The organism is Allobosea sp. 2RAB26, assembly GCF_052115465.1.
In the GTDB taxonomy this organism is placed as follows: Bacteria; Pseudomonadota; Alphaproteobacteria; order Rhizobiales; family Beijerinckiaceae; genus Allobosea.
The window spans coordinates 190,247-206,607 of sequence record NZ_JBFRGS010000002.1; the positions used below are offsets into that span (position 1 = coordinate 190,247).

At 64.4% G+C, this 16,361-nt stretch carries 12 protein-coding genes; 9 read left to right on the forward strand and 3 right to left on the reverse strand.

The window, feature by feature from the left end; translation table 11 throughout:
* Positions 1–95 precede the first annotated feature (95 nt).
* From benD to AB4118_RS04030, 3 genes are all read left to right on the forward strand, one after another.
* The gene (gene benD / locus AB4118_RS04020) at positions 96–899 is read left to right on the forward strand and encodes a benzoate diol dehydrogenase BenD (protein WP_441488510.1); all 804 of its coding nucleotides are present in this window, start codon (positions 96–98) and stop codon (positions 897–899) included.
* Between the two features lie 8 nt (positions 900–907).
* Positions 908–1,744: a 3-oxoadipate:acetyl-CoA acetyltransferase gene (locus tag AB4118_RS04025; RefSeq protein ID WP_441488511.1), complete on the forward strand. Its 837-nt coding sequence runs from the start codon at positions 908–910 to the stop codon at positions 1,742–1,744.
* Positions 1,745–1,928: 184 nt separating this feature from the next.
* On the forward strand, positions 1,929–7,916 hold the full coding sequence (locus tag AB4118_RS04030; protein ID WP_441488512.1) for a DUF3320 domain-containing protein: 5,988 nt from the start codon (positions 1,929–1,931) through the stop codon (positions 7,914–7,916).
* Between the two features lie 110 nt (positions 7,917–8,026).
* On the opposite strand, the gene AB4118_RS04035 is transcribed toward AB4118_RS04030, so the two are convergent.
* Positions 8,027–8,794 carry an SDR family oxidoreductase gene (locus AB4118_RS04035; RefSeq protein WP_441488513.1) on the reverse strand — a complete coding sequence of 256 codons (768 nt, stop codon included), beginning with the start codon at positions 8,792–8,794 and terminating at the stop codon, positions 8,027–8,029.
* A gap of 11 nt (positions 8,795–8,805) precedes the next feature.
* Positions 8,806–10,005 (reverse strand): mandelate racemase/muconate lactonizing enzyme family protein, encoded by a 1,200-nt coding sequence (locus tag AB4118_RS04040; RefSeq protein ID WP_441488514.1) that lies wholly within the window; start codon positions 10,003–10,005, stop codon positions 8,806–8,808.
* Positions 10,006–10,210: 205 nt separating this feature from the next.
* Between AB4118_RS04040 and AB4118_RS04045 the strand changes: the two genes are divergently transcribed.
* The 6 genes from AB4118_RS04045 (at position 10,211) to AB4118_RS04070 (ending at position 15,000) form a co-directional block, all read left to right on the forward strand.
* On the forward strand, positions 10,211–10,972 hold the full coding sequence (locus tag AB4118_RS04045) for a GntR family transcriptional regulator (RefSeq protein ID WP_441488515.1): 762 nt from the start codon (positions 10,211–10,213) through the stop codon (positions 10,970–10,972).
* 23 nt (positions 10,973–10,995) lie between these two features.
* Positions 10,996–11,982 carry a 2-hydroxyacid dehydrogenase gene (locus AB4118_RS04050; protein WP_441488516.1) on the forward strand — a complete coding sequence of 329 codons (987 nt, stop codon included), beginning with the start codon at positions 10,996–10,998 and terminating at the stop codon, positions 11,980–11,982.
* 84 nt (positions 11,983–12,066) lie between these two features.
* Positions 12,067–12,870 carry a transporter substrate-binding domain-containing protein gene (locus AB4118_RS04055; protein WP_441488517.1) on the forward strand — a complete coding sequence of 268 codons (804 nt, stop codon included), beginning with the start codon at positions 12,067–12,069 and terminating at the stop codon, positions 12,868–12,870.
* Positions 12,871–12,939: 69 nt separating this feature from the next.
* The gene (locus tag AB4118_RS04060; protein WP_113516339.1) at positions 12,940–13,635 is read left to right on the forward strand and encodes an amino acid ABC transporter permease; all 696 of its coding nucleotides are present in this window, start codon (positions 12,940–12,942) and stop codon (positions 13,633–13,635) included.
* Positions 13,635–14,288, forward strand: coding sequence for an amino acid ABC transporter permease (locus tag AB4118_RS04065; protein WP_441488518.1), 654 nt, complete (start codon positions 13,635–13,637; stop codon positions 14,286–14,288). The genes AB4118_RS04060 and AB4118_RS04065 overlap by 1 nt, the downstream gene beginning before the upstream one ends.
* Entirely contained in the window at positions 14,269–15,000 is a 732-nt protein-coding gene (locus AB4118_RS04070) for an amino acid ABC transporter ATP-binding protein (RefSeq protein ID WP_441488519.1), read from the forward strand. Before AB4118_RS04065 ends, AB4118_RS04070 begins: the two co-directional genes overlap by 20 nt.
* A gap of 115 nt (positions 15,001–15,115) precedes the next feature.
* Here AB4118_RS04070 and AB4118_RS04075 read toward each other — a convergent pair whose 3' ends face one another.
* Complete coding sequence (locus AB4118_RS04075) at positions 15,116–16,339, reverse strand: mandelate racemase/muconate lactonizing enzyme family protein (RefSeq protein WP_441488520.1); 1,224 nt, start codon at positions 16,337–16,339, stop codon at positions 15,116–15,118.
* Positions 16,340–16,361: the final 22 nt, after the last annotated feature.

Here is a 16,361-nt window from a genome sequence, read left to right on the forward strand (position 1 = left end):
ACGCGGCGCGGCGGCCTTCGCCGCCCGCCCGACCGGAGACGGTGCGAAACCGTCCAGTCCCCGCCGTCATGGCGGCATAATCCCGGAGATCGACCATGTCCCAGCCATCCACGCGCAGCCGCCGGTTCGAAGGGCGCAGCCTCGTCGTCACCGGCGCGGCCCAGGGCGTCGGCAAGCAGGTGGCGCTGGATGCGGCCGCCGAAGGGGCAAGGCTGACGATCGTCGACCGCTCCCCCATCGTCCAGGAGGTCGCGCAGGAGATCGCCTCCGCCTACGGGCCAGGGCGCGTCATCGTGCTGGAGGAGGATCTCGAGACCTTCGCCGGGAATGAGCGGGTGATGGCGCGCGCGCAGGAGAGTTTTGGCGCCATCGACGTGCTGGTGACCAATGTCGGCGGCGCGATCTGGATGCGGCCCTTCCAGGAATTCGACGAACGCCAGATCGCCGCGGAGATCAGCCGTTCGCTGTTTCCGACGCTGTGGGGCTGCCGCACCGTGCTGCCCTATATGCTCGAGCAGGGACGCGGCGCGATCGTCAACGTCTCCTCGATCGCGACCAAGGGCATCAACCGCATTCCCTATTCCGCAGCAAAGGGCGGCGTGAACGCGCTGACCGCCTCGCTCGCCTTCGAGCTCGCGGGCACGAATATCCGCGTCAACGCCGTAGCGTCCGGTGGCGTCGACGCGCCGCCCCGCCGGATTCCGCGGGGAACCGACGTGCCGACCGGGGCGGACAAGCAGTGGATGCAGCAGGTCGTCGACCAGACGCTCAGCGCCTCGCATCTCGGCCGGTACGGACAGCTCGGCGAGATCGCAGCCGCCATCCTGTTCCTGGCGTCGGATGATGCCTCCTATGTCAACGGAACCGTGCTTCCGGCCGGCGGCGGAGACCAGGGATGACAGACGCCATGACCACTCGTCCCGTCGTGGTGGCGGTCGCCATCACCGGCTCCGTGCCGCGCAAGAAGGACAATCCGAACCTGCCCGTGCTGCCGGCCGAGCAGATTGCCTCGACCCGCGCCGCTTTCGAGGCGGGCGCCAGCCTCGTCCATATCCATGTCCGCCATGATGACGAGACGCCTTCCTCCGATCCGGAGCGTTTCGCTGAGGTGCAGGACGGCATTCGCAGGGCCTGTCCGGACATGATCGTCCAGTTCTCGACCGGGGGCCGCGGACGCGACCCGGCGGCGCGCGGCCTGAGCCTGGTGCATCGTCCGGACATGGCCTCGCTCTCGACCGGCTCGGTGAATTTTCCGACGATCGTCTACGAGAACCCGACGAGCCTGGTGAACGATCTCGCGGCGCGGATGCAGGAGCATCGGATCGCACCGGAGATCGAGATCTTCGACCTTTCGCATATCCATGCCGCGCGCCGCCTCATTGACGAGGGGCTGATCGGACCGCACCCGCATATCCAGTTCGTGATGGGCGTCCGGAATGCGATGCCGGCCGACGAGGTGCTGCTCGACATCCTGCTCACCGAGACCAGGCGGGTCATTCCGGGGGCGACCTGGACGGCCGCCGGCATCGGGCGCGACCAGATGCGGGTGATGGACTGGGCGCTCGCCCGCGGCGCGGACGCGGTCCGCACCGGGCTGGAGGACAATATCCGCATCAGCAAGGACCGGCTGGCGAGCGGCAATGCCGAGCTGGTCAGCCTCGCAGTCGAACTGATCGGCCGCCACGGCCGCCGACCGGCAACGCCAACCGAGGCGCGCGCCGCGCTGGGCCTCGCTGCCGATTGACACGGTGGCACGGGTGGCGCGAAGGTGGCCCCATGGACGGGGCCAAGCTGGCGTTCATCGCGTGGCCCGCCCAAAATTCAGGGCAGAGGCGCCGCCAACGCAAGCTGATCATGCCATGTAATTAATGTCGGCGCTTGGCACGTTTCAATTTCAGGCTCTATCCTCACCCTGCTGGGGTGAGGAAATGCTGGGTAAAGAAACTGAGAAGCCTGCGGAGTGTGACGGTGAGCTGCCGCCATCTGTCAAAATCGATGCACGGGTCGCCGGAAGCTTTACCTACGCTTCCTATCAGAATGCGATTCCCGTCCTGCGATCGCTTACCGTTGTAAATCCGACCGGCCGGTATTTCGAACAGTGCCGGCTGGCAATGATAGCTACGCCCGGTTTTCTTCGGCCGAAAATCTGGACACTCGATCGGCTTGTACCGGGCGATAGCATCGCGATAGGCGACCGGCGGATTGAGCTCGACGCAGGCTATCTTGCGGGGCTTGACGAGGCCGAGCGCGGGGAAATCACCTTCCGGCTGTACGCGAAGGACGAGTGCCTGGCTGAAACCCGCTTCCCCGTGCGGCTTCTGGCCCGCGACGAATGGGGCGGCGTCGATGACATGGCGCAATTGCTGCCGGCATTTGTCCTGCCCAACGACCCAGCAGTCCCGAAAATCCTACGCGCCGCGGCGCAGTCTCTGGCGGCGCACGGCTATCCTTCAGGGCTTGACGGCTACCAGTCGGGCGATCCTAGCCGCAGTCTGTTGCTGACGGCGGCTGTTTATTCTGCAATAGCCGGGTTGAGGCTGCATTACGCCGAGCCCCCAGCTAGTTTCGAACAACGCGGTCAAAAGGTTCGGCGCCCCTCTGCGATTGCCCGAGATAAGCTCGCGACCTGCCTTGACAGCTCCCTGCTATTCGCCGCCGCGCTCGAAGGTTGCGGGCTGAACTCAGCGGTGATGCTCTTCAAGGATCACGCCGCAGTCGGCGTCTGGCTAACGAAACGCACCTTTCCGAACGCCGTAGGGAGCGACCTGGCGGAAGTCCGCAAGGCAATCGCGGCCCGAGAGCTTGTCGTCTTTGAAACAAGCGGGGTCACCCATCGACCCGTCGCGACTCTGGACCACGCTCGCCGGCTTATCGAGCCACGCCTCGACGAAACGCAGACCTCAGGCTTCGAGGCCGCGATCGACCTGCACAGGTCACGCAGCGGCGGCATCACGCCTCTCGCTTCACATGCTCCCGCGCTGGCCGTCGCGGATGCAGAGGATGGCGAAATCGATCTGCCAATCATGATCGATCCGGCTATGTCCGACCTTCCGGCGGAGATCGTCGAACTCAAGCCGACCACTGCCGCCGGGCGTATCGACCGCTGGCAGAAGAAGCTGCTCGATCTGACACTGCGCAATCGGCTACTTAACTTTCCCGATTCCAAGAAGACGATCCCGTTCCTGTGTACCGACATCGCCTATCTCGAGGATAGACTTTCTGACGGTGCGGCGATGCGGCTGATCTCGCTGCCGGAGCATAATCCACTCGGCCAGCGCGATGAGACCCTCTATCGAGAAGTGCGCGGCCAGGATTTGCATCGCAGCTTTGCGGCCGATGCGCTCGCGCGTGGGGAACTGGCGTCGCCGCTCGACGCAAAGGGCCTCGACGCGCGGCTGATCGAACTCCATCGTCAGGTACGCAACGACTTTGCTGAAGGTGGCGCGAATACGCTTTTCCTCGCGGTTGGATTCCTACGCTGGAAGCGCAAGGCCAGCGATGAGCGCAATTACCGAGCACCGCTTCTGCTGCTGCCGGTGAAGCTCGAACGGCGGAGCGCGAGTTCGCAATTCACGCTGCGCTTTCACGAGGATGAGCCCCGCTTCAACGCGACACTGCTGCAGTTCCTGGAACGCGAGTTCGATCTCTCATTGCCGCAATTCGCCGGCGAGTTGCCGCAGGACGAGAACGGAATTGACGTGCCCCGTCTGCTCGCTGCGATGCGCCAAGCCGTGCGCGACGTGCCCGGCATGGAAGTGATCGACGATGCGGCGCTATCGACTTTCTCCTTCGCGAAATACTTGATGTGGAAGGATCTCGTCGAACGGACCGAAGCGCTGAGGCAGAACCGGGTCGTCAGGCACCTGATCGATACGCCCGAGCAGGCCTTTGTTGTATCCGGAGAAGGTTTTGTCGACGAACGCGAGCTCGACCGGCGCTACGCGCCCGCCGACATCGTCTCAGTGCTGCCGGCCGACTCCTCACAGATCGCAGCGAGCATGGCTGCCGCCGAGGGACGCGACTTCGTCATTATCGGGCCACCCGGTACCGGAAAGAGCCAGACGATCGCCAACATGATCGCGAACTGCCTGGCGAACGGAAAGACGGTTCTCTTCGTCGCAGAGAAGACTGCTGCGCTGAACGTCGTGCATCGTCGCTTGAAGGCGCACGGACTTGGCGACCATTGCCTGGAGCTGCATTCGAACAAGGCTGACCGCAAATCGTTCCTTGCCCAGTTGCGCACCTCTTGGGAGAAGGGTCGTGCCGCCTCGTCCTCCGAGTGGGTGACTGTCAACAATCGGCTGAAAGTGAAGCGGGACGTCCTGAACGCCTATGTCGAGGCGCTCCACCAACGCCATGCCAACGGGCTAACCGCCTATGCCGCACTCGGCGTCGCGCTGCGCGGTCGCGATCGCCATGCTCCCGAGCTGTCATGGTCGCATCGCGAGATCCACAACGACGAGGCGCGTCGCTCGCTCGGCGATCTTGCCGAAGAGCTCGGCCGTGTGTTCGCGGCCGTTGAGCGCGCGCCGGTCCTCGCCTGCGTCGATGCTGCTGAATGGTCCTCGGCTTGGCAGGAGCGCCTTTTGGCATCTGCGCGCAATCTTGCAGGAAAGGTAACCGAACTCAGAGCAGCGCTCACAGCCTTTCTGCCACGCCTCGGACTGCCAGCACGCAGCGATACCTCGGCGGCGGAGCTTGAAAGGCTATCGCTTCTGGCCTCCACATTGTGCGAGAGCGCCGGCAGCGACCAGCGGATCACGTTCGATCCTGACTTTGCACGCCTGAGGCAAGCGCTCACCGAACTCGAAGGCTCGATCACCTCCTACCGGGCGACGGAAGCCGAACTTTCGGCAACCTTCGCGGGCGACTCGGTCGTTCGGGTTCCAGTCGATGATCTGGAGCGCGACTGGCGCGAAGCCGGCGCCGCCATTTGGCCGCGCAGTTGGCTAGGACGCCGGCGGGTGAAGAAGCTTCTGCAAGGCTACGCCGCAACCGGTCAGCCGGACCCGGACAAGGACCTGCCCATCCTGCGCCGGTTGCAGGCGATCCGCTCGGCCGTCGAGACCAACGGTCTTGCCGGGAAGCCAGTAGCCTTCTCCGGCCTTGACAGCGACCTGACGGCGATCGATCGCCATCTGGCCGTCGCGACGAAGCTCCGCGATAGCCTTCTGAGACTTGGGCGCGCCGCCGACGATTTCCATTTCATCGTCCGAGCAGTCGCACCACTGCTCGTCCCAGGCGCGGACTCTGAGCCACTTCGGTCAGCTGCGGCCGCCTATCGCGACGTCTTCGCCAGCTTTTCAGCCACCAAGGCGGAGTTCGTTGCTACCGCCGGCACAGACCCATCGCGATCGGCCAGCGAGACGTCGTTGTCCGATCTCGCCGCGATCACGGATGAACTCACAAGCGCCCGCCAATTGCTGCGCGACTGGACAAGCTGGTGCCGCGTCAGGACTCAGGGTGAGAGTAAGGGGCTCGGTCCGCTGATCGCTGATCTGGAGAGCGGTTCGCTCGGGCCTCAGGAAACGCGGGCTGCCTTCGATCTAGCCTACGCACGCTGGTGGTTGCCGCAAGCGCTTGATGCGGATGCGACGCTGCGCGACTTCCGCCGATTCCAACATGAGCACGCGGTAGAAGAGTTCCGTGAGATCGACGATCTCGTCCGCGCCAAGGCAACTGCGCGCGTCGTCGGCGCTCTTTCTCACGGTTTGCCGCCGGTCCAAACCGTTCCGCGCAACTCGGAGCTCGGTCTGCTGCGCCATCAGATGGAGCTGCAGCGACCGAGCCGTTCGATCCGGGAGATGATCGGTGCGATGCCAGGTAGCTTCGCCAAGCTTGCGCCTTGCATGTTGATGTCGCCGCTATCGATCGCGCAGTATTTCCCACCGAACCAAGCTTTGTTCGATGTGGTGATCTTCGATGAAGCCTCGCAGATCACCACCTGGGACGCCGTCGGAGCTATCGCACGGGCACAGCAGACGATCATCGTCGGCGATCCCCGCCAACTTCCACCTACCAACTTCTTCGGTCGCAATGAAGACGATGAGGAGGTCGCCGAGCATGAACGGGACCTAGAAAGCATCCTCGACGAGGCCAAGGCAGCCGGCATCCCTGTCCGCGACCTCCGCTGGCATTATCGCAGCCGGAATGAGTCTCTGATCGCGTTCTCCAACGCTCACTACTACCAGAACCGTCTGATTACCTTCCCAGCGCCGGAGGTCGAGGACCGAGCCGTCAGGCTAGTGCGTGTCGACGGTGTCTACGACCGCGGCAAGAGCCGAACGAATCGCACCGAAGCCCGCTCGCTGACCGATGTCGCGATCAACCGCATGAAGGGCTGGTTGAAGTTGCCGGAATCAAGCCGGCCGACGATCGGCATCATTACCTTCAATGCGCAACAGCAGGCGCTGATCCAGGACCTACTCGACGAGGCTCGGCGCCAAGAGCCGGCGCTCGAATGGTTCTTCGCCGAGGACCGTATCGAGCCGACAATCGTCAAGAATCTTGAGAACGTGCAGGGAGACGAGCGCGACGTGATCCTATTCTCGATCACTTTCGCGAAGGACGCAGCCGGCAAGCGAACGATGGATTTCGGAGCGCTCAATCGGGACGGCGGCGAACGGCGCCTCAACGTGGCAGTGACGCGAGCACGACAGGAGCTCGTCGTGTTCTCCGGCTTCTGCGCCGACGATGTCGACACTGGCCGCACTAAGGCGATCGGCGTCCAGCATCTCAAGACGTTCCTCGACTTCGCTGAGCGCGGCGCGATCGCACTACCGGCCCAGGACGAAGGATCGGTCGGTGCGCTGGAGTCTCCTTTCGAGGAAGCAGTCGCAGCGGAGCTTACCCGCCTCGGCTGGCAGGTGGTGCCACAGGTCGGCATCTCGGGATTTCGGATAGACATTGGCGTGAAGCATCCAGACCGCGCGGGCGCATTTCTCGCGGGCGTCGAATGCGACGGCGCAACCTATCACAGTTCGGCGACGGCTCGCGATCGGGACAAGGTGCGGGAACAGGTTCTTCGCGGGCTCGGTTGGAGCATTATCCGCGTCTGGTCGACAGACTGGTGGTTTGATGCAGGAGGAGCCATCACAAGGCTTCACGAGGCTTTAGCCGCGCTGCTAGCGGAGGGCCGCGCGAAGGAAGCCGATCAAACACAAGCTCAGACCGTTCATTGGGATCTTGGCGAAGAGGTTGATTCTACTCAATCGGCAACCGAAATGATCGAATCTAGCGAAGCATTCGAAGAAGAAGCGACGTCGCCAATGGCTCAGGCTGCCCCAATTTCTGCCGCGAAACATGCAACCGACATCATGGCGGTGACACCGCCTCAACCCGTCGGACTGGGCGTGAGTCGCGCGGCGCTCGGCGCACCGCAGCAAGAGAACGGGCCGCGCTATCGCCTGACGGACCTTTCGCGTTTCCGAGCCGAACCGGATCTGTTTCACGAGTTCGGCTACCGCACCACTCTCCGCAGCATGGTGGATGCTGTGATGGAAGCTGAAGCGCCGCTGCGCGAGGAAGTGTTGGCGCAGCGCATCGCTCGCGCTCATGGCTGGCTCAGGACTGGCAGCAAGATCCGGGAGCGCATCCAACTGCACTTGCGCGATCTTGAGCGCACGAGGGAATCCAGTGGCGAATTTCTATGGAAACCGGGCACGATCGCGCCGATCCATCCTTATCGCACGCCGGTGGACGTCGAAGCGCGGCGGAGCATCGCGGATATTCCCCTGGCTGAGCTTGCCAGTATTATCGTCACCGAGCCTGCCCTTTTGGAAGAAAACGACCCCGCGCTGGCGTTGGCGCGCCTGTTGGGCGTCGAGCGGCTGGCGGCGACGTCGCGAGCGCGACTGGACGAGGCCTTCCAGCATGCTTCCGCCCAGCTTGCGCCAACCGAAGCGAATGCCCGATAGACGCGTCTCGTTTCTCTCGGGCACCCTCTCGTGAAGTTCGGGGCTGCCGCAGCCCAGCAAACCATCCCGCCGACGGCCATCGCTTGTCGGCGACGAACGCCCGTGGTCCATCACAGAACCGATGACATCCCGCCATCGACATAGATGATCTGGCCGTTGACGTAGTCCGATGCCGATGAGGCCAGGAACACGGCGGCCCCGACAAGCTCCTCCGGCCTGCCCCAGCGCCTGGCCGGCGTGCGGCCCTTGACCCAGGCGTCGAAGCTCGGGTTCTCGATCAGGGCCTGGTTCATGTCGGTGATCATGTAGCCCGGGCCGATCGCATTGGCCTGGATGCCATGCTCGGCCCATTCCGCCGCCATGGCCCGCGTCAGCATCTTGATGCCGCCCTTGGCAACCGTATAGGGCGCGACCGTCGCGCGGGCGAGTTCGCTCGTCAGCGATCCGATATTGACGACCTTGCCATGGCCGCGCGCGATCATGCGCTTGGCCGCCTCGCGCCCGATCATGAAGGCCGAGGTCAGGTTGGTGTCGATGACGCGCTGCCAGTCCGCCGTGGCGAGCTCGACCATCGGCTTGCGGAACTGAATGCCGGCATTGTTGACGAGGATATCGACCGCAATACCTGCGGCATCGAAGCCCTCGAAGGCCCGCAGAATCTCGGGCTCGTTGGTCACGTCGAATGGCGCCGCATCCGCCTGGTGGCCCGCCGCCCGGAACTCCGCGACGGCCTGTGCGACGCGCTCAGGGTCCGTGCCGTTGATCAGGATGCGAGCACCTGCAACAGCCAGTCCTTCCGCCATGGCGCGGCCGAGCCCACGCGAGGAGCCTGTCACCAGCGCGGTCTTGCCGGTGAGATCGAAAAGAGGGTTGGTCATGGGCATCGTCCTTACAGGCTGGAGCGACGAACGGTGAGGTCCGCGCGCTCGAAGACGGCGGGCAGGAGTTCGACACCGAGCCCCGCCCCCTCCATCGGCAGGACATAGCCGTCCTTGATCACCGGCATGGTGTCGACGAGCTGCTTGTACCAGCCGGTATAGAAGGCCCGCACCGATTCCTGGATCAGTGTGTTGGGCTGGCTGAAGGAGGCATGGATCGCGGCGATGAAGCCGACCGGGCCGATGCAGTCATGCGGGGCGAAGGGGCGGTGATAGGTCTCCGCCATGGCGGCGATCTTGCGCCCTTCGGTCAGCCCGCCGGTCCAGCACAGGTCGGCCATGACGATGTGCATGGCGTCGCGGTCGAGCATGTCCTTGTAGGGGAACCGCGAGCCCAGCGTCTCGCTGGCGCAGACCGAGACCGTGGTCGAACGGGCATATTCGGCCAGCGCCTGCGGCGAGTTCATCCGGATCGGATCCTCGTACCAGGTCGGGCTGTAGGGTTCGAGAGCGCGGGCGATCTTGATCGCGGTCGGCAGGTTCCAGAGCGAATGGAACTCGACCATGATCTCCATTCTGTCGCCGACCGCCTTGCGGATCTTCTCGAAGGGCTCGATCGCCTTCCGCATCTGGTCGGGGCTGATGAAAAGCCCCTGATTTTCGATCGCGGCCGGGTCGAACGGCCAGATCTTCATGGCCGTGATGCCGCTTTCGAGCAGGCTCTCGGCGACGGCATCGGCACGGTTCATGAAGCCGTCGAGGTCCTCATAGGGACCTGATGCATCCCCGAGATTCCAGGTCGAGACCGGCTTGATATTCTGCGAGCGAACATATTTGTACCCCGCGCAGGTATTGTAGATGCGCTGCTTGTCACGGCAGAGGCCGCCGAGCATCTGGTGCACCGGCTGGCCGCAAACCTTTCCGAAGACGTCCCACAAGGCGATATCGACCGCCGAGGTCGCACGCGACTCGACGCCGGTCGAGGCCTGCGCCATCGGCAGGTTAGTCATCTCCTTGTGCAGCGCCTCGATATGCAGCGGGTTCTTTCCGAGCAGCCGCATGGCGAGCGTGTCGTGCAGATGCGCCTCGACGGCGCCTGCACCATAGAAGGTCTCGCCGAGACCGATGATGCCCGCATCGGTATGCACGCGAACCCACAGGACATTGGCGAATTCTTCGGTTCGCAACGTCTCGATGGCGGTGATCTTCACGGCCTGCCTCCCTGGCGGCTGGCGTTCTTCACCGGGTTTGCAGCCGGGGAACGCCTTGGTTGAGTGCGAAACAGGCGAGCCCGATGACAGCCTCGTCCCCTCGAAACGAGGCGACCATAGGAGCGCTTGTAAAATATCACAACATGTTTATGGTCGACGCCAAGATGGATCCGTTCAACGAGTTCCACGACTGAGGAGACGGGACATGGCCAAGCGCCCAAGCCGCCCGCGGCTGGTCGCAGAGGGTGAAACGAGCGTGCCGCCGCGGCGCAATCGCATCAATCTCTTCGAACTCGCCTATCACCGGATCGAGGAACTGCTCGTCAAATGCGAGCTGGCGCCCGGCCGCTTCCTCGCCATGCAGGACCTGCAGGACCTGACCGGCTTCGGCCGCACCCCGGTGCACCATGCCGTCAACCGTCTCGCCGCCGACACGCTGATCATCATCCGCCCGCGTCATGGCCTGCAGATCGCGCCGATCGACCTCGCCCGTGAACGCGTGCTGCTGCATCTGCGCCGCGACATCGAGCGCTTCGTCATTCGCCTCGCGGCAGAACGCGCCGGCCCCTCGCATCGCAACCAGATGCTGCACATGGAACGCCTGCTGCGCGAGAAGCGCGACGGGCTGACGCTTGCGGAGTTCAATTCGCTCGATCGCAGGATCGACCAGATGGTGCTGGCCGCCGCGGGCGAGCCGTTCCTCGAACACACGCTGCGCCCGCTGCACACCATCTTCCGACGCATCGGCTTCATCTACCACAGCTACATGGCCGAGAAGACCACGCTCGACGGCACGATCGACCACCATCTCGCCGTGCTGAACGCGATCGCGACCCGCCATGCCGAACGCGCGGTCGCGGCCTCCGACGCGCTGATCGAATTCGTCGACAGCATGTTCGACGAGATGGAGGCCCGCATCGACCCTTCTTTACTCGATTGCAGCGTCGAGCCCCTGCTCGGCGCCTGAAACGCAACAGGCCAGTGGACCCCATGCGCATCATCTTCCATGGCGAGAACGCCGCCTCCTTCAGCTCCGGCTTTGCCGAACTCGTCGGCCCCGGGGCCGAAATTCGCATTCTGCCGGACGGGCTCGGCGTCGGCGCCGACCAGCAGGCCTATGCGCAGGCGGATGTCATCATCGGCGTGAAGTTCGACGCCAGCCTGCCGGTCCCGTCCGGGCTCAAGCTGTTCCATGTGCCAGGTGCCGGCTACGACGCGGTCGACCTTGCTTTGCTTCCGCCTGTGGCCAACGTCTGTAACTGCTTCGGCCATGAACAGGCGATAGCGGAATATGTCATGAGCGCGCTGCTGGCCCGGCATATCCCTCTGGCGGATGCCGACGCGAAGCTGCGCCGCGGCGACTGGGCCTATTGGGCCGGCTCACCTGCGCGCGTCCATGGCGAGATCGCCGGCAAGACCATCGGCCTGCTCGGCTTCGGCCATATCGGCAAGGCGATCGCGCGGCGCGCCAAGGCCTTCGAGATGAAGGTCCATGTCGCCAATCGCAGCGCTGTCCCGGTCTCCGATCTCGTCGACCGCGCCTTCACGCTCGATCGGCTGGAGGAATTCTGGGGCTCGGCTGACGCCATCGTAGTCTCCGTGCCGCTGACGCCGGAAACGAATGGCCTCGTCGGCGCCGCAGCCTTCGCGGCGATGCGCCGCGACGCTCTGATCTTCAATGTCGGGCGCGGCCCGACGATCGACGAGACGGCGCTGTTCGAGGCCCTGAAGGGCAAGCGCATCGGCGGGGCGGTGATCGACACCTGGTATCGCTACCCGGGCCCGGCCTCCGCCAATCCGCTGCCCTCCGAGCTGCCTTTTCACGAGCTGCCGAACATCGTGATGACCCCGCATATGTCGGGTTGGACGAGCGGGACGATCCGGCGCCGCCAGCAGACCATCGCCGACAACATCAAGCGCAGCTTCGCCGGGGAACCCCTCGTCAATCTCGTACGGGAGGCGCGCCAGACTGCCTGAACGACCACGCCTGCTCTCCTCTCAACGAACCGGACGCCACGAAGCCGGTCGCCAATGAAGCAGATCGCAACAAGGAAACGCACCATGAGCCTGTTCAAGAATCTCAGAATGATCGGGATGCTGTTCGCGCTGGGCGCCGGCGCGCTCGCGGCCGATCATGCCTCGGCCCAGTCGGTCACGGAAATCGTCAAGCGCGGCAAGGTCCGCGTCGGCGTGCTGATCGGCGCGCCGCCCTATGGCTCCGTCGACTCGCAAGGCAATGCGATCGGCTATGATGCCGACGTCACCGCCCTGATCGGCAAGTATCTTGGCCTGCCCGTCGAGATCGTCCAGCTGACGCCGCCGGCCCGCATTCCTGCCCTCGAGGCCGGCAAGGTCGACTTCCTCGTCGCGACGCTGGCGCCGACACCGGAACGCGCCAAGGCGGTGATGTTCACCATCCCCTACAGCGCCTTCCAGACCGGCATCTACGCCAAGAAGGGCACGCCCATCAAGGATTGGGCCGACCTCAAGGGCCGCAAGGTCGGCGTCAACCGCGGCTCCAGCGTCGAGCGGGAATTCACCAATCGCGAGAAGGAGCTCAACCTCACGATCCTGCGCTTCGAGGATGACGCCACCACGATGCAGGCACTGTTCTCCGGCCAGGTCGAAGCCATCGCCGGCCCCGACGCCCAGGCGAACGCCGCGATCAAGGCGCGCGGCGAAACCGAGACCGAGCTCAAGTTCGTCTTCGGCATGCAGCCGAACTCGATGACCGTTCGCAAGGACGCCTATGAGCTGAAGCAGTGGCTCAACAACATGATCTACTACATCAAGCAGAACGGCGAACTGAACGCGATCTCCGAGAAGTGGGTCGGCGGTCCGCTGCCGCCGCTGCCAACCTTCTGATCCGTTTCGCATCGTCCCCGCTGCGCAGATCCTGCGCGGCGGGGCCTCGCGCCAGACTGACGAGGGATCATGTCGCTCCAGTTCGAATCCGTACTCGCCGAAACCGACATCATCCTTGACGGGATCATGCTGACGATCGGCCTGTCTGCCAGCGCGATCGTGCTGGGCCTGATCTTCGCGGTGCTGCTTGTCGCGCTGCGCACGCTGGCAGGCCGCTGGGCCGGCATTGCCGTCGATTGCTATGTCGAACTGATGCGCAACACACCGTTCCTGGTGCAGCTCTTCATGATCTTCTTCGGCCTGCCGCTGGTCGGCATCCGCATGTCGGGCACCCAGGCCGCCCTGTTGGCCATGACGCTCAACCTTGCCGCCTATGCGACGGAGATCATCCGCGCCGGCGTCGACTCCATTCACAAATCGCAGCTCGAGGCCGGCCTGTCGCTCGCGCTCAGCAAGCGCCAGGTCTTCCAGTATGTCGTGCTGCAACCGGCCTTCGCCCGGGTCTGGCCCGCGCTGTCGAGCCAGTTCGTCCTGATGATGCTGGCATCGAGCATCTGCTCCTTCATCTCGGTGCAGGAGCTCTCGGGCGCCGCGGCCATCATCGAACAGCGGACCTTCCGCAGTTTCGAGACCTATATCATCGTCACCGTGATCTACCTCCTCCTGGCGCTGAGCTTGAAGGTCTTCCTGCTCTGGCTCGGCCAGCGGCTCTTCGCGCCGGTCTCCGGGCTCGCCCGCGTCGATGTCAAGGCGGAGGCAGCCTGATGACCACATTCGGGCTTCCCGAAGCGCTTTTCATCCTGCGCGCTGCCGGCTGGACGCTGGTTCTGACCAGCGTCGCCTTCATCCTCGGCGGGCTGATCGGCGGTGTCTTCGCGATCATGCGGCTCTCCCAAGTCGCCGCGCTGCGCCGCTTCGCGGCCGGCTACATCCTGGTCATCCAGTCGATTCCGGTGCTGATGGTTCTGTTCATGAGCTATTACGGGCTTTCGGCGATGGGCGTGGAACTGCCGCCCTTCCTCGCAGCGTCCGCCTCGCTCTCGATCTATGTCTCGGCCTATCTGGCCGAGATCTGGCGCGGCTCGATCCAGTCCGTCCCCTTCCAGCAATGGGAGGCGTCGGCCTCGCTCGCGCTGACGCGCGGGCAGCAATACCGCTACATCATCCTGCCGCAGGCGATCCGCATCTCGCTGCCGCCCACCGTCGGCTTTCTCGTCCAGCTCGTGAAGAACACCTCGATCGTCTCGGTCGTCGGCTTCGTCGAACTCTCGCGTGCCGGCCAGCTCGTCAACAACGCGACCTTCCAGCCTTTCCAGATCTTCACGCTGGTCGCGCTGATCTATTTCGCGATCTGCTTCCCCTTGTCCCGGCTCAGCCGCCATCTCGAACAGGTGATGAATGCCAGCCGTCCTCATTGACGACGTCCACAAGCGCTTCGGCAACCTCGAGGTTCTCAAGGGCGTCTCCCTCACCGTCGAACCCGGGCAGGTCGTCGCCCTGATCGGCCGCTCCGGCTCGGGCAAGAGCACGCTGCTGCGCTGCATCAACGGACTGGAGGCGATCCAGTCCGGCCGCATCGAGGTTGCCGGACATGTCGTCGACCAGGATCCGAAACACTTGCGCGAATTGCGCAAGGATGTCGGCATCGTCTTCCAGAGCTACAACCTGTTCCCGCACCTGACCGTCTCCCAGAACATCACGCTCTCGCCGCGGATCACGCAGAACGTGCCCCAGGCGCAGGCCGAGACGCTGGCCCGCGAGGTGCTGGCGCAGGTCGGCCTGTCCGAGAAATTCGACAGCTATCCCGACAATCTCTCCGGGGGGCAGCAGCAGCGCGTCGCCATCGCCCGCTCACTTGCGATGCGGCCGAAGGTGATGCTGTTCGACGAGGTGACATCCGCGCTCGATCCGGAACTGACCGGCGAGGTTCTGCTGGTGATGGAAAAACTCGCCAAGGGCGGCATGACCATGCTGCTCGTCACTCATGAGATGAACTTCGCCCGCAACGTCGCCAGCACGACGATCTTCATGCATCAGGGCAAGATCTGGGAGAGCGGGCGGTCACGGGAGCTCTTCGCCAACCCGCAGACGCCGGAGCTGCGCAATTTCGTCAGCGCAGGCGCGCATTGATCGGCCGGTCCCAGCGCCCGTCCCCATCTCTCGCGGAAGGGGCCAGGGCCGGACGATCCCTGCCGGAGGAAAAGCTCTGCTTGCGGCGGATATCCGCAGGGTCTGACGCCTCGCATCAAGCAACTCCACCAGCCGCGCCTCCGTCTTTCCAGTCCTCGTCCGGCGGTGCCCCCCACTCCTTCAGGACGCAGCTATAGACGGCGCTCGCGTCGAAGGGATAGCGCGCCTCCATCTCCGGGGTCAGCGTCAGGCCGAGGCCGGGCGCGGTGGGAAGCTGCAGCCGGCCGTTCTCGATCCGGCCCTGATCGCCGATCATGTCCCGGCCGAGCGGGAAATCGAGCATGGGGAATTCCACCAGCTTGCCGCCGCCGGCAAAGGCGGCGTGGTAATTCGCCATGATCGCGGCCGCTCCGCCCCAGGCGTGCACGACGACTTCCGTCGCGAGTTCATCTGCCGCGGCAAAGATCTCCATCACCGCGCTGATACCGCCGATCACCGAGGCGTCGGGCTGGACGAAGGCATAGGAGCCGGCACGCATGCGCTCGATCATTTCCTTCGGCGTCGTGATGATCTCGCCGCCGCAGACGGGAACGTCGATGCGCCGGCGCAGCTCGCGAAAGGCCTCGGGGCTGTCGGGGCCGACGGCCTCTTCGAGGAAGAGCATGCGCTCAGCCGTCCTGCCATGCACGGCCTCGACGAAGGCGACGACATCGTCGACGGGCTGCGGCGGATCGGCCAGATTCTGGCACATGTCGACGCCGACCCTTATGCCGCGCCTGGCCGCTTCCTCCAGCACCCAGACGGTCCGCCAGATGTCGGCCTTGAGCGAGCGGATCTTGTAGATCCGGATGCCCTTCGCGCCGAGCAAGTCGAGTTCGCGGATGAACTGGTGCCTCGCGTCGCAGCAGCCGCCGCTGCCATAGATCGGGATGGCATCGCATTGGGCGCCGCCGAGCAGTTCATGGACGGGCAGACCGAGGCTCTTGCCCCTGGCGTCCTGCAAGGCGCTCTCGAACGCGCTGATGACATGGCGCGCCGCGCCCTGGAGCGACCAGTAATCGCAGAGCGAGCGCAGGTCCCTGACCCGGCGCGGAATGTCGAAGCCATCCTTGCCCAGCATCAGCGGCGCGCAGAGATCGACGATCGATTTGAACACCAGAGGTGCGAACACGGCGATATAGCCTTCGCCGAGGCCAGTCACGCCATTGTCCAGCGTCACCTCGACCATGCCGATCGTGCGCTTCGGTCCGTTCGGGAAACAGGCCCTGATCTCGCGCTCATCGGCATCGGCATAGGGCGAACTCAGCAGGACGCAGCGAACCCCGGTAATCCTAGGCATGGCACTCCCTCGCTTCGCTACC

Bases quoted from the DNA above. Each gene is read 5' to 3' on its own strand.
- benD (WP_441488510.1), top strand. From the start codon at position 96: ATGTCCCAGCCATCCACGCGCAGCCGCCGGTTCGAAGGGCGCAGCCTC.
- AB4118_RS04025 (WP_441488511.1), top strand. From the start codon at position 908: ATGACCACTCGTCCCGTCGTGGTGGCGGTCGCCATCACCGGCTCCGTG.
- AB4118_RS04030 (WP_441488512.1), top strand. From the start codon at position 1,929: ATGCTGGGTAAAGAAACTGAGAAGCCTGCGGAGTGTGACGGTGAGCTG.
- AB4118_RS04035 (WP_441488513.1), bottom strand. From the start codon at position 8,794: ATGACCAACCCTCTTTTCGATCTCACCGGCAAGACCGCGCTGGTGACA.
- AB4118_RS04045 (WP_441488515.1), top strand. From the start codon at position 10,211: ATGGCCAAGCGCCCAAGCCGCCCGCGGCTGGTCGCAGAGGGTGAAACG.
- AB4118_RS04050 (WP_441488516.1), top strand. From the start codon at position 10,996: ATGCGCATCATCTTCCATGGCGAGAACGCCGCCTCCTTCAGCTCCGGC.
- AB4118_RS04055 (WP_441488517.1), top strand. From the start codon at position 12,067: ATGAGCCTGTTCAAGAATCTCAGAATGATCGGGATGCTGTTCGCGCTG.
- AB4118_RS04060 (WP_113516339.1), top strand. From the start codon at position 12,940: ATGTCGCTCCAGTTCGAATCCGTACTCGCCGAAACCGACATCATCCTT.
- AB4118_RS04065 (WP_441488518.1), top strand. From the start codon at position 13,635: ATGACCACATTCGGGCTTCCCGAAGCGCTTTTCATCCTGCGCGCTGCC.
- AB4118_RS04070 (WP_441488519.1), top strand. From the start codon at position 14,269: ATGCCAGCCGTCCTCATTGACGACGTCCACAAGCGCTTCGGCAACCTC.
- AB4118_RS04075 (WP_441488520.1), bottom strand. From the start codon at position 16,339: ATGCCTAGGATTACCGGGGTTCGCTGCGTCCTGCTGAGTTCGCCCTAT.